10 protein-coding genes, 6 tRNA genes and 1 rRNA gene are annotated in these 12769 nt (G+C 41.4%); 11 read left to right on the top strand and 6 right to left on the bottom strand.

Annotated features, from left to right (window positions below; translation table 11 throughout):
- Positions 1–2: 2 nt before the first annotated feature.
- The 3 genes from FTT98_RS05080 to FTT98_RS05070 all read right to left on the bottom strand — a co-directional run bounded on the left by FTT98_RS05080 (position 3) and on the right by FTT98_RS05070 (position 2342).
- Positions 3–596: a dual specificity protein phosphatase family protein gene (locus tag FTT98_RS05080; protein WP_180040645.1), complete on the bottom strand. Its 594-nt coding sequence runs from the start codon at positions 594–596 to the stop codon at positions 3–5.
- Entirely contained in the window at positions 586–1413 is an 828-nt protein-coding gene (locus tag FTT98_RS05075) for an MBL fold metallo-hydrolase (RefSeq protein WP_180040643.1), read from the bottom strand. The genes FTT98_RS05080 and FTT98_RS05075 overlap by 11 nt, the downstream gene beginning before the upstream one ends.
- A 293-nt stretch (positions 1414–1706) precedes the next feature.
- A complete protein-coding gene (locus tag FTT98_RS05070) occupies positions 1707–2342 on the bottom strand; it encodes a peroxiredoxin (protein ID WP_078194127.1) in 636 nt (211 codons plus the stop codon).
- Positions 2343–2679: 337 nt separating this feature from the next.
- Here FTT98_RS05070 and secA point away from each other — a divergent pair, with 337 nt between their 5' ends.
- From secA to FTT98_RS05020, 10 genes are all read left to right on the top strand, one after another.
- A complete protein-coding gene (gene secA / locus FTT98_RS05065) occupies positions 2680–5403 on the top strand; it encodes a preprotein translocase subunit SecA (RefSeq protein WP_180040641.1) in 2724 nt (907 codons plus the stop codon).
- Positions 5404–5547: 144 nt separating this feature from the next.
- Complete coding sequence (locus FTT98_RS05060) at positions 5548–5904, top strand: hypothetical protein (protein WP_078191213.1); 357 nt, start codon at positions 5548–5550, stop codon at positions 5902–5904.
- A gap of 160 nt (positions 5905–6064) precedes the next feature.
- Positions 6065–7285 carry a bifunctional glutamate N-acetyltransferase/amino-acid acetyltransferase ArgJ gene (argJ, locus tag FTT98_RS05055; protein ID WP_180005408.1) on the top strand — a complete coding sequence of 407 codons (1221 nt, stop codon included), beginning with the start codon at positions 6065–6067 and terminating at the stop codon, positions 7283–7285.
- A 153-nt stretch (positions 7286–7438) separates the two neighbouring features.
- Positions 7439–8506 (top strand): quinolinate synthase NadA, encoded by a 1068-nt coding sequence (gene nadA, locus FTT98_RS05050; protein ID WP_180040639.1) that lies wholly within the window; start codon positions 7439–7441, stop codon positions 8504–8506.
- Positions 8507–8660: 154 nt separating this feature from the next.
- Positions 8661–8737 (top strand) — tRNA-Pro (locus FTT98_RS05045).
- A gap of 45 nt (positions 8738–8782) precedes the next feature.
- Positions 8783–8859 (top strand) — tRNA-Arg (locus tag FTT98_RS05040).
- A 44-nt stretch (positions 8860–8903) separates the two neighbouring features.
- A tRNA-His gene (locus FTT98_RS05035) sits at positions 8904–8979 on the top strand.
- Between the two features lie 3 nt (positions 8980–8982).
- Positions 8983–9059, top strand: a tRNA-Pro gene (locus FTT98_RS05030).
- A 105-nt stretch (positions 9060–9164) separates the two neighbouring features.
- Positions 9165–9240: transfer RNA gene (locus FTT98_RS05025), tRNA-His, on the top strand.
- 17 nt (positions 9241–9257) lie between these two features.
- Positions 9258–9334: transfer RNA gene (locus FTT98_RS05020), tRNA-Pro, on the top strand.
- Positions 9335–9448: 114 nt separating this feature from the next.
- On the opposite strand, the gene FTT98_RS05015 is transcribed toward FTT98_RS05020, so the two are convergent.
- The 3 genes from FTT98_RS05015 to FTT98_RS05005 are packed head-to-tail and all read right to left on the bottom strand — an operon-like array spanning position 9449 to position 11650.
- Positions 9449–9928: an OmpA family protein gene (locus FTT98_RS05015; RefSeq protein WP_078191210.1), complete on the bottom strand. Its 480-nt coding sequence runs from the start codon at positions 9926–9928 to the stop codon at positions 9449–9451.
- Entirely contained in the window at positions 9909–11153 is a 1245-nt protein-coding gene (locus FTT98_RS05010; protein WP_180040638.1) for a diguanylate cyclase domain-containing protein, read from the bottom strand. The genes FTT98_RS05015 and FTT98_RS05010 overlap by 20 nt, the downstream gene beginning before the upstream one ends.
- Positions 11150–11650, bottom strand: coding sequence for a YfiR family protein (locus FTT98_RS05005; RefSeq protein WP_180022391.1), 501 nt, complete (start codon positions 11648–11650; stop codon positions 11150–11152). The genes FTT98_RS05010 and FTT98_RS05005 overlap by 4 nt, the downstream gene beginning before the upstream one ends.
- Before the next feature lie 523 nt (positions 11651–12173).
- Between FTT98_RS05005 and FTT98_RS05000 the strand changes: the two genes are divergently transcribed.
- Positions 12174–12769, top strand: a 16S ribosomal RNA gene (locus FTT98_RS05000); the annotation flags it as partial.

The following is a 12769-nucleotide window of genomic DNA, read 5'->3' as shown; positions in this document are numbered from 1 at the left end:
CTTTAATAAGATGGATTCAGTAGTTGCTGCTGAATCCATTTTACATTTTCAGGGCTGAATAATCGGTCTATATTTTTCCAAATAGGGTGGAAGCCATAGCCACCTTGTTTCATTTCACGCTTTGCTTCCTCAATGGACCAATGCTGAAAAATAATACGGTACATTGCCACACTCGCGCCTGTAAGGTCTGAGCCGTGGTAGCAATGGATTAACACTTTTTGCTGCTGTTGTTTAGCCACTTTTATAGTTTTCATCACCGCCAGTAAATCTTCACGATCGATTTGCCACGTGTGTATCGGAATATGTACAAAATTAATCTTTTGCATATCAATAGCATTTTTTAAGCGTTCTGGGTCATGGTGCCGTGAACGTAAATTTATGATCACACCGATTTGCTGTTCTCGTAGAACAGGGGCGAGATCTGTATCAGGTTGTTCACTGCGAAATAGCGTTGGGCTGATTTGATAAAAATTATGCTGTTGATGAACGACTTTCCCCCAATGCTGAGGACGTTCATTTAACGGTAATGGATTTGATGTCATGCAACCCGTGAAGCTAGCACTGAGTAGGATCATTGGCAGGATTTTAGCGGTCATAGTTTGTGTTCTGATATCGAGCGAGTTCGAAAGGGTCATGTGCGCAGATGAGATCGATGTCCGGATGCTGCGCTAACTGCTGAATCTTATGAAGTGTGTGCAGTCGCTGTGTATTGTCGGTGGCAAATAAATGCTCAAGCTGATTTAAGGCCCGCGAATGAAAATTTGGATTTAATTGATGCTGTGAGTAATAAGCATCGCCACAATATAACAACCAGCGCTGGTTATTTTTAATCGCAATACCGGCATGACCCGCGGTATGTCCCAAAAGTGGGAGCATTAAAATATCCTCTTGAAAAATAGATAGTCCCGTAGTGTGCTCTAAGTTAAACCATGCTTGCGTCCCGATGTTTTCGATAAAGTTCCAATAACGATGCTGTTGGAACTGCTGTGGTCGATAGCGCAGTCGTGATTTAAGGTTGTGAAGATTTTGAGTGGCGTTATATTCACTGGCTAAGACATGCACGGTCGCCTGCGGAAAATCTGATATCCCGCCAGCATGATCAAAATCTAGGTGTGACAACAAAATGTGTTGAACATCTTGAGCCCTATAGCCTAATTTTTGAATTTGATGAATCGCACTTAGTTGCGGATTAAATTTGATCTGCGCTGTGCGTGAAATAAACCGACCTAAACGATTTTGTGGATGTATATAATCTTGTAAGCCCAGTCCTGTATCGACTAAGACGAGCCCTTTATCTGTTTCAATGAGCAGGCAATGACAGACCAAATGTGCGCGAAAGCCTTTCTGTCCAAATAAAGGGGCACACGTTGGACAAAAACTACCACAATGTAAATGATGAATTTGATGAATCACGGTTTGTTGTTTTCAAGTTTTTCTTAGTTATAACGGAATTGTGATGTTTAACCAATCTAATCCCAGAGAGGAATTTGTAATCAAAAAAAAGCTCATCCGAAGATGAGCAGGTTGGAGAATGCCAGAACGGGCTCATCATTCGTTCTGAGGGGAAAACTATATTAACTATGGTTATGATTCTGAGTTGGGTCAGGTGCTGCACTTAAAAATAGTTAAATTTGTACCTTCGCTTTGGTCACTCACAGCAGAGCTTCTTATCTTGCGCTCGGACAGCGTAATGCTCCGTTTTATCCTCACTTAGGTTGAGGCGTTAAACGAAGGTAAGGCGTAACTGCGTTATATCCTTGAGGAAAGCGTTGTTTGATTTCCTCTTCATCTTTTAATGACGGCACAATCACCACATCTTCACCTTGTTGCCAGTTGGCCGGTGTTGCAACTTTATGGTTGTCTGTCAGTTGCAAAGAATCAATGACACGTAAAATTTCATGGAAGTTACGCCCTGTAGATGCAGGATAAGTAATGATTAAACGGACTTTTTTATTTGGATCGATGATCACCAAAGAGCGAACAGTTAATGTTTCGCTGGCATTGGGGTGAATGAAATCATAGAGGGTGGACACTTTACGGTCTTTGTCTGCAATGATCGGGAAGTTCACCGTGGTATTTTGAGTATTATTAATGTCATTAATCCAACCATGATGCGACTCAACATCATCAACAGACAGGGCAATGGCCTTGACACCACGTTTGCTAAATTCATCTTTTAGTTTTGCGGTAAATCCAAGTTCTGTGGTGCAGACTGGGGTGTAATCGGCTGGATGCGAAAATAAAATGCCCCAACTGTCACCTAAAAAGTCATAAAAATGAATGCTGCCTTCGCTTGAGTCTTGAGTAAAGTCTGGTGCAGTATCACCTAAACGAATCGTCATGGAATATCCCCGTATTTATTGAATTTGTTTAACTCAAAAATAAATATGAAGGATTTTTTTTATGATTAAAAATAGTGTTTTTTCATTTCTTTATGAATATATTTCATATAAAACAGTTTTATTGGGGGATAAATGCGAAATATCTCACGACAGAGTCACTATGTTGTCTGCAGAAAATTTGTTACATTAGCTTGCCTTAAGTCTCCGGGGCTAGAACCCGAGCGCAGAATATTTAAGGGGATTTTTGTGCAAAACCCTTGTACTTCGAATTTCTAGCACCATAATAACGACTAAGAAAATATATTCATTTGACAAGCAAGATTTAGAGAGTCTATTCATGTTGGCAAGTCTGATCGGAGGAATCTTCGGTACCAAAAATGAGCGCGAACTCAAACGCATGCGTAAAATCGTAGAGAAGATAAATGCGCTCGAGCCGACGATATCTGTTCTAAGCGATGCAGACTTATCTGCAAAAACTGAAGAATTCAAAGAACGTTATAAAAAAGGCGACAGCCTTGATAAATTATTACCTGAAGCGTTTGCTGTTTGTCGTGAAGCTGCAAAGCGTGTCATGGGCATGCGTCATTATGACGTACAGCTGATTGGTGGTATTACTTTACATGAAGGTAAGATCGCAGAGATGCGTACCGGTGAAGGTAAAACCCTCATGGGAACGCTTGCTTGTTACCTCAATGCGATTAGTGGTGAAGGTGTTCACGTGATTACGGTGAACGACTATCTCGCACAGCGTGATGCTGAATTAAACCGTCCATTATTCGAATTTTTAGGTTTAAGCATTGGGATTATTTACTCAATGCAAGACCCAACTGAAAAAGCTCAAGCGTATCGAGCTGACATTACTTACGGTACCAACAACGAATTCGGTTTCGATTACTTGCGTGACAACATGGTGTTTTCTGCTGCTGAGAAAAAACAGCGCAGCTTAACCTATGCCATCATCGATGAGGTCGATTCGATCCTGATTGATGAAGCGCGTACACCGTTGATCATTTCTGGTCAATCAGAAGACTCATCTCAGTTGTATGCTGCAATTAACAGCATCCCACCAAAACTTCATGCACAAAAAGAAGAGAAGGTACCAGATGGTGGTCACTTCTGGATTGACGAAAAACAGCGCTCTGTAGAAATGACCGAAGTCGGTTATGAAACTGTTGAAGCTGAATTGATTCAAATGGGCTTGCTTGCTGAAGGTGAAAGTTTATATTCATCTGCTAATTTAAACTTGGTACACCATGTTTCTGCGGCCATTCGTGCGCATTACCTATACCAACGCAACGTGCATTACATCATCCACGAAGGTGAAGTGATCATTGTCGATGAAAACACTGGTCGTACCATGCCGGGTCGCCGTTGGTCAGAAGGTTTGCATCAAGCAGTGGAAGCAAAAGAAGGTTTGGAAATTCAACCTGAAAACCAAACTTTAGCAACTACAACATTCCAGAACTATTTCCGTCTATACAAAAAATTATCAGGGATGACGGGTACTGCAGATACTGAAGCTGCAGAGATGAAAGAAATTTATGGCTTGGATGTTGTACTTATTCCAACCCATCGCCCGATGATTCGTAATGACCAAAACGATTTAATTTATTTAAATCGTGAAGGTAAATACAACGCCATCATTCAAGAAATTCAACGTGTTCATGAAGCGGGTGTTGCACCGATCCTGATTGGTACAGCAACCATTGAAGCCTCTGAAATTTTATCAGATAAGCTGAAAGAAGCTGGTATTCAACATGAAGTACTCAATGCGAAACAACATGAGCGTGAAGCGGATATTATTGCGCAAGCGGGTTCACCTCGTGCAGTAACCATTGCGACTAACATGGCTGGTCGTGGTACTGATATTCTGTTAGGTGGTAACTGGAAAGCGTTGCTGGCGAAGATTGAAGAGCCGACTGAAGCAGATGAAGCACGTTTGAAAGCAGAGTGGGAACAAAATCATGAAATGGTGCTGAACTCTGGTGGTTTACACATCATTGGTTCAGAACGTCATGAATCTCGTCGTATCGATAACCAGTTACGTGGTCGTGCGGGCCGTCAAGGTGACCCAGGTGTATCACGTTTCTACTTGTCGCTTGAAGATGACTTGATGCGTATCTTCGCGGGTGATCGCGTAGTTGCAATGATGCGTGCCATGGGTCTGAAAGAAGATGAAGCCATTGAGCATAAAATGGTGTCACGCTCGATTGAAAATGCACAACGTAAAGTTGAAGCACGTAACTTCGATATTCGTAAAAATCTATTGAAATACGATGACGTAAACAACGAACAACGTAAGATTATTTACTCTCAACGTGATGAAATTCTTGAAGAAGCATCATTGCAAGATTACATCGAAACGATGATTCACGATGTGACTAAAGGCATGATCGAAGTATATATTCCACCCGAGTCTATTCACGATCAGTGGGATATTGAAGGTCTTGAAAAAGCACTTCGTGAAGATCTATCGATTGAACTGCCAATTTCACAGTGGCTAGAGCAAGATCGTCGTTTAGATGAAGAAGCTTTGGTTGAACGTATTACTGATGAAGTTCTTCAGCACTACCGCTCACGTCGTACGCAAATGGGTGACGAAACAGCTGCAATGCTAGAACGTCACTTTATGCTGAATTCATTGGACCGCCATTGGAAAGAGCATTTGGCAGCGATGGATTACTTACGTCAAGGGATTCATTTACGTGGTTATGCGCAGAAAAATCCTGAGCAAGAATACAAAAAAGAAGCCTTTAACTTATTTGTAAACATGCTTGCGGTGATTAAGTCAGATGTCGTGACAGATTTATCTCGTATTCATGTACCAACAGCCGAAGAACTTGCAGAAATGGAAGCTCAAAAACAGGCTCAAGCAGAATCAATGAATCTTCAATTGTCACACAATGACTTTGATAATTTATTGGCTGAAGCTAATGGTGATGACATTATCGATGCGCAATATACACCTGCAGAGCAAGTGATTGTGCCACCGGAAAGCCGTAACTCACCGTGCCCATGTGGTTCAGGTCTGAAATATAAACAGTGTCACGGTAAAATCTAAACGACATTGCTTAATTTCAAATAAATCAGAGCCTTCGCGCTCTGATTTTTAATTTACACTGCTGATCTGACCTGAATAGTATTTGCAGTTCAGCAGATTAAATGTTATTTAGTTTCTATCAATAACCGTAAGACGGAAAAGACAATGAAAAAAGTACTAAAACCGTTCATGATTGCTGCTTTGGCTTTGCCAACTTTTGCCTTTGCAAACGCTCCTCAGACGACTTCTGTCGAGAAAGTTCAACAAGCAGTTGGTCCAACAACAACTCAAGTACAGGTTGGTACTGACGGTCAAGTGACTGTAGCAAGCCCGCGTACGGGTATTCGCTATACCTTTGCCAATCCAAATCGTCCGATCGTATTGCAAACTGCGAAAATTGCAGCAGCCAATGCGGCGAATGCTGACCGTATTGTGGCTGAAAACCCAGCACTTTCTGCTGCGAGTCAACAAAAAGCGAAACAAGTGCTTCTTGATGAAGCAACTCAGCTGGCGCGTAACTAATTTACGACGAACAGTGGTAAAGACCAGTCGGAAGACTGGTTTTTTTATGTGCAAAAGAAATCCACAATAAAATTACAGCAAAACCGTGCTTCTGCTCGATTTTTTATAGTTTTTGCACTAAGCTGTATTTTTTATAACTCATATAGTTGGACGTTGAAAAATGGCAGTTGGTGACGTATCTATGCCACAGATGCATGTGGTGAAAGGTGTAAAAATCGGTTCGGCTGAAGCGTATGTGCGCTATCAGAACCGACGTGACCTTGTCATTTTTGAATTTGCTGAAGGTTCTAATGTTGCAGGCGTTTTTACTCAAAATGCATTTTGTGCAGCGCCGGTTCATATTTCGAAAGCGCACTTATTAGCAGGTAATCCACGTTATTTAGTGATTAACACCGGAAATGCCAATGCAGGTACTGGCAAAATCGGTATGGCAAATGCTGAAGCGACATGTGCGAAACTGGCGGAACTGGCAGGTGTTCAAAATACAGAAGTCCTTCCTTTTTCAACGGGTGTAATTGGCGAGCAATTACCTATTGATCGTTTGGTTCAAGGCTTGCAACCCGCATTAGATAGTTTACAAGAAGATGCTTGGTTGGATGCGGCAACAGGCATTATGACCACAGATACCACACCTAAAGGTGCATCTGAGCAGTTTGAGCTAGATGGGGTTCTGTATACCATGACTGGTATTTCTAAAGGTGCAGGCATGATTCGTCCAAATATGGCGACCATGTTGAGTTATGTAGCAACTGATGCACCCATTAGTCGTGAGTTAGTGCAACAACTTTTGAAAACCACAGTTAACCTGTCGTTTAACCGTATTACGGTGGATGGTGATACCTCAACGAATGACTCATGTATTTTGATTGCAACGGGTCAAGCTGGTGGCGTAGAAATTACTTCAGAAACAGATTCACGTTATGCTGCTGTTTTAGACGTGTTAACACGTGTGATGAAACGTCTTGCACAGCTCATTGTTCGTGATGGTGAAGGTGCGACGAAGTTTATTACTGTGGCGGTAGAAGGCGGTGCAGATACTCAAGAATGTTGTGATATTGCTTATAGCATTGCACATTCACCGTTGGTTAAAACTGCAATCTTCGCATCAGATCCAAACTGGGGTCGTATTTTGGCAGCAATTGGTTATGCCGGTGTGCCAAACTTAGATGTTGAAAAAATTCAGGTCTGGTTGGGTGATGTTCAAATCTGTAAAGATGGTGGCGCAGCAGCAGATTATACCGAAGCAGCAGGGGCTGCGGAGATGGAAAAATCTGAAATCACGATCCGTGTAGATTTAGGGCGTGGCAGTGCTCAAGATACTGTGTATACCTGTGATCTGTCGTATGACTATGTCAAGATTAATGCAGATTATCGTTCATAAGATATTTGATGTTTTTGAAAAGCCTCCGTTGTGAGGCTTTTTTATAAGTGGAACTTTTTAATGACCGGTAAAAAATAGCCAAGTGCCATATTTATGGGTCAGTTGTGAAGCACCTGTGTAGTAGCAGGCATTAAGGGTAGAGAAGACGTTGTGATGAATAATGCAAACAACTTAATTGCAAATGAAGCAAAATCAATTGTACAAGCGCATTTGGATCGTTTGGGCGATGTTAAAGAGCATCACTTAACGGAAGCTGCAAAGCTTGAAAAGTTTGAATTAATTAAAGCGGAACTCAAAAAACGTAACGCTGTCCTTGTTGCACACTATTACTGTGATCCTGAAGTGCAGGAACTAGCAGAACTGACAGGTGGGTGCGTTTCGGATTCACTTGAAATGGCACGTTTTGGTCGGGATCATGAAGCAACGACGTTGGTGGTTGCAGGGGTGAAATTCATGGGGGAGACCTCGAAGATTTTATCTCCTGAAAAAACCGTACTGATGCCTACTCTAGAGGCAACATGCTCACTTGATTTGGGCTGTCCGGTCGATGAATTTACTAAATTTTGCGATGCACATCCGGATTATACAGTTGTAGTATATGCCAATACCTCGGCAGCAGTGAAAGCGCGTGCAGATTGGGTGGTCACCTCGAGCTGTGCAGTTGAAATTGTTGAGCATTTAGATAGTTTAGGTGAAAAAATTATTTGGGCACCCGATCAGCATCTCGGTCGTTATATTCAAAAGAAAACCGGTGCAGACATGTTGCTATGGGATGGGGCATGTATTGTTCATGAAGAATTCCGTGCGCGTGGTATTGCCAATATGAAAGCGTTGTATCCTGATGCAGCAGTTTTGGTGCATCCAGAGTCACCAGAATCTGTGGTGGATATTGCAGATGCCGTCGGTAGCACCTCGCAATTGATCAAGGCTGCACAAACCTTGCCACACGAACGTTTAATCGTGGCAACAGATCGTGGTATTTTTTATAAAATGCAGCAAGCTGTACCAAATAAAATTCTCATCGAAGCACCGACGGCAGGTGAGGGAGCGACTTGTCGTTCATGTGCGCATTGCCCTTGGATGGCGATGAATGAATTGGATGGCATTCTGGAAGTTTTACAAAAAGGCGATCAGGAAATTTTTGTAGATCCGGCATTGGCTGAGCGTGCTAAATTGCCTTTAGATCGGATGTTGAATTTCAGTGCCAGTTTAAAACGTTAATTTTTGCTTGAAAAATGATTAAAGTGCTTGATAAATAATCGCTTGAAATGATTTTTTATGTTTTTTTGAAGATAGGTGTTGACGTTAATCAACGTCACGCCTAGAATGCACACCGTACCGCACGATATGCGATACAGCGAAAGCTGAGATGAAACGGAGCATAGCACAGCCTGGTAGTGCACCTGGTTTGGGACCAGGGGGTCGTAGGTTCGAATCCTACTGCTCCGACCAATTTCTCAAGGCAAAAATCGCGTGATAGTCTATGTCATCGGTAATGCGCCTGTAGCTCAGTTGGATAGAGCATCCGCCTTCTAAGCGGATGGTCACAGGTTCGAATCCTGTCAGGCGCGCCATTATAATGGTGTTCTGATACTAGAATCTGAAACTTGTTGTGATGGTGGATGTAGCTCAGTTGGTAGAGCCCCGGATTGTGATTCCGGTTGTCGTGGGTTCGAATCCCATCATTCACCCCAATTCGGAGCATAGCACAGCCTGGTAGTGCACCTGGTTTGGGACCAGGGGGTCGTAGGTTCGAATCCTACTGCTCCGACCATTTTCTCAAAGAAAACGGTCGATAAAAGATACCGCATACAGCGGTTTTTTTATGCCTGTAATTTAAAATGCGTTATATTGGTTATTCACAAGCAAGAACATGATGGTGGATGTAGCTCAGTTGGTAGAGCCCCGGATTGTGATTCCGGTTGTCGTGGGTTCGAATCCCATCATTCACCCCAACTTTTAAAGTTGAAAGCGGAGCATAGCACAGCCTGGTAGTGCACCTGGTTTGGGACCAGGGGGTCGTAGGTTCGAATCCTACTGCTCCGACCATTTATCTCAAAAGCAATACTATGAAAAAGATGCCGCATTTAGCGGTTTTTTTATGCCTGAAATTTATAAAAAATAAAAAAGCCACCTGAAGGTGGCTTTTCCAAATTCCGCTATTTAGGGGATGATGGTGACATTTACACGACGGTTGATGGCACGATTTGTTTCGGTGTCATTGGAAACCATCGGCTGTTCAGCACCACGGCCAATAATTTGAATATTTGAACTGTTATAACCTTGCTTTAAAAAGACGTTTGCGACGCTTTGCGCACGTTTTTCTGACAGTTGTTGGTTGTAATTGGCTTGTCCAACATTATCCGTATGACCAATAAACTTAATTTTATTTAGGTCATATTTAATCAGTTGAGTGGCGAGTGTATTTAACTTGCCTTGTTGGTGAGGTTGTATTTGATAATCATCAAAACCAAATAAAAGTCGTTCTGGTAGGGCAAGTGTCCAACCATCATTGGTCAAGACAAAACCTTCTTTTTTAAGCATACGTGCTTGTTTATAGCTTAAGTTACCTAAACTCATGCAGGCTGTCATAGTGGCCGTGAATGCAAGTATAAATAAAACTTTAAATGCGTTCTTTAACATAGCAAATCCTATGAGTTGGGCGTTGTGGTGCAATGCACCAATGATTATTCGAAAGTTTAGCATCATACATGGCGCGATCCGCATCTGCGATTAGATCTTCTGGCGATTTCGCATTTTGGATCAGTGCCACACCAATATTAGCTTGTAATGCAATATTATGTTGCTCATAAACAAATGTGGAACCATAGCATTCATGTATTTTGTGACAAAAGACTTCGAGTTCTGTCAGGAAATTTAAACGATTGATAATAATTGCAAATTCATCACCACCGAGTCGCGCAACGAAAGCATTATCTGGCAGTGCTTGTTTTAAACAATATGATGAGGCACGCAGTACTGCATCCCCAGCTAAGTGACCATATTGGTCATTCACATGTTTAAAGTTTTCAATATCGACAAAGAACACAGCAGCGTTCGCTTGTAAGTCAAATAGCTCAAACAGCTTTTCATAAAAATAATTGCGATTTGGTAATTGGGTTAATGCATCATGACGTGCTAGATGAATTAGCTTGTCATTTTCTGAAATTAAGTTTTTATTTGACTGTTCAATTTCACTAAGTAAACCATTAAAGGCGGTACTGAGTGCGTGTAATTCTTGAATATCAGAGTTTGAAACCCGCATTTTATAATCTTTCTTAATACTAATGGTTTGAGCTGATTCAACAATAGAGCGAACGGATTGCATTAAGTATTGATAAACAGAGTTCACCGACCAAAACACAGTAGCCAATAAAAGAATAAAACCTAAAAATAAACCCAGCAAAATTTTATGGAAGAAACTAACTAAATCTGAAGAGTTTCCATATACGATCAGTTCGCCATAACTTTTCTGATCATGATGGATATCTAAACGAATCGGTTGGCTAAAAAAGAAATAATCCAAAATCGCTTGGCTGGAAAATGTTGAAATTTCTTGTTGCTCGGCATGAGCAAGCGATGCATTTTGATGGTTTGTAATTTCAATAGAGCGAATAGGATACAGTTGGGTGTATTCATTTAAAATTTGACGCATCGTTGTTTGGTCATTAAAGACCACAGCAGGTTGAACGCGTTCGTTTATCGCGTTCGATAAAATCGTTAAGCTGTTTTTTGCATATGTATGCATGGTATAGGTGGAAATCACCAAAAAAATCGCAGAACAAATCGTAAAAGTTAAAGCAAAGATGGTGAGCTGCGAACGTGTAAATAATTGGTGTAATGTAATTGGGTTATAGAGTTGTTTCATTCAGCTGACTCCGATGACTTCGCCAGTAATAAAACGCGTGGATCAATATGTATTTGTGACTGCGTTAGACTTTCCATATTAATTTTAAACGAATAACTCTGATTTTTTTTATACAAACAGAATGCACTGCCGGACTCACACTCACTATTGTTACTGCTTAGAGAGAGGGCGGGGAAATTGACATGGCTGTTTAAAATGTTTTGTTCTTCTTTTGCTGTTAGGTTGGAAAAAAATAAAACTTGGCAATGACTGGATTTGATGTCATTCACATTGATGGCTGTAATTTTATAAGTGCTGTGGGTTGGCGCAAGTTTTTTAAAATCATTGACTAAACTTGAATTATTAATCACGCAAAATTTTGGTGAAGTGGTTTCCCACTTGGCATAACTCAAAATAGAGAAAGTGGTTGTGAAAATATTTGCTGTGGGAGCTGCATATAATAAGGGTGAAATGGAGCACGCCATTATTAAATAGGCAGTTTTTTTAAAAACAACCATACGAAATCAAAAATGTCTTAAATTAAATGGAATGAAAATTGGGTGCATATACGTTTTATTATATGAAATAGGGCGTATATAGCCCAATAATAATACAAAAGAATGTTTATGTGTTTAAAAAAGCGACATGCGTAAAATAAATCATAAAAAGGGTGTTGCAACGAATGTGAAATGCTGTAGAATGCACATCCATCGGCGGTGATGAAGATTAAAACTTCTGATAAAACAATGACTTGGTTGAATTGATTAAGTTGGGTTTTAGAAAAAAAGTTTAAAAATAATTTGAATTACCGGTTGACTCTTTAGAAATAAAGAGTAATATAGCCGACCTAGCTTGTTGGTGACGAACCAGCAAGAAGATCATTAAGAGATTATGAAGAACAACTTGTGTGGATTTTTACTGATTGATTGATCGAAATTATTTTCATTGATTGATGGTAGAAATTACTCGAAGTTTATTTGAGCAAATTTTTGTCAGTAATTGATGAGCCAAGATTGGTACACTATATGTACTATTGATTTTAAACTGAAGAGTTTGATCATGGCTCAGATTGAACGCTGGCGGCAGGCTTAACACATGCAAGTCGAGCGGGAATAGGTAGCTTGCTACCGATTTCTAGCGGCGGACGGGTGAGTAATGCTTAGGAATCTGCCTATTAGTGGGGGACAACATTTCGAAAGGGATGCTAATACCGCATACGTCCTACGGGAGAAAGCAGGGGATCTTCGGACCTTGCGCTAATAGATGAGCCTAAGTCGGATTAGCTAGTTGGTGGGGTAAAGGCCTACCAAGGCGACGATCTGTAGCGGGTCTGAGAGGATGATCCGCCACACTGGGACTGAGACACGGCCCAGACTCCTACGGGAGGCAGCAGTGGGGAATATTGGACAATGGGGGGAACCCTGATCCAGCCATGCCGCGTGTGTGAAGAAGGCCTTTTGGTTGTAAAGCACTTTAAGCGAGGAGGAGGCTACTTTGGTTAATACCTAAAGATAGTGGACGTTACTCGCAGAATAAGCACCGGCTAACTCTGTGCCAGCAGCCGCGGTAATACAGAGGGTGCGAGCGTTAATCGGATTTACTGGGCGTAAAGCGTGCGTAGGCGGCTTTTTAAGTCG

It is taken from the genome of Acinetobacter sp. YH12039 (genome assembly GCF_013420015.1).
In the GTDB taxonomy this organism is placed as follows: Bacteria; Pseudomonadota; Gammaproteobacteria; order Pseudomonadales; family Moraxellaceae; genus Acinetobacter; species Acinetobacter amyesii.
The sequence above is the reverse complement of the archived record's forward strand: the minus strand, read 5'-3'. Positions and strand labels throughout refer to the sequence as shown.

Excerpts from the sequence above, each read along its gene's own strand:
- FTT98_RS05015 (WP_078191210.1), bottom strand. The coding sequence starts at position 9,928 with ATGTTAAAGAACGCATTTAAAGTTTTATTTATACTTGCATTCACGGCC.
- nadA (WP_180040639.1), top strand. The coding sequence starts at position 7,439 with ATGAATAATGCAAACAACTTAATTGCAAATGAAGCAAAATCAATTGTA.
- FTT98_RS05070 (WP_078194127.1), bottom strand. The coding sequence starts at position 2,342 with ATGACGATTCGTTTAGGTGATACTGCACCAGACTTTACTCAAGACTCA.
- secA (WP_180040641.1), top strand. The coding sequence starts at position 2,680 with ATGTTGGCAAGTCTGATCGGAGGAATCTTCGGTACCAAAAATGAGCGC.
- FTT98_RS05005 (WP_180022391.1), bottom strand. The coding sequence starts at position 11,650 with ATGGTTGTTTTTAAAAAAACTGCCTATTTAATAATGGCGTGCTCCATT.
- FTT98_RS05010 (WP_180040638.1), bottom strand. The coding sequence starts at position 11,153 with ATGAAACAACTCTATAACCCAATTACATTACACCAATTATTTACACGT.
- argJ (WP_180005408.1), top strand. The coding sequence starts at position 6,065 with ATGGCAGTTGGTGACGTATCTATGCCACAGATGCATGTGGTGAAAGGT.
- FTT98_RS05060 (WP_078191213.1), top strand. The coding sequence starts at position 5,548 with ATGAAAAAAGTACTAAAACCGTTCATGATTGCTGCTTTGGCTTTGCCA.
- FTT98_RS05080 (WP_180040645.1), bottom strand. The coding sequence starts at position 596 with ATGACCGCTAAAATCCTGCCAATGATCCTACTCAGTGCTAGCTTCACG.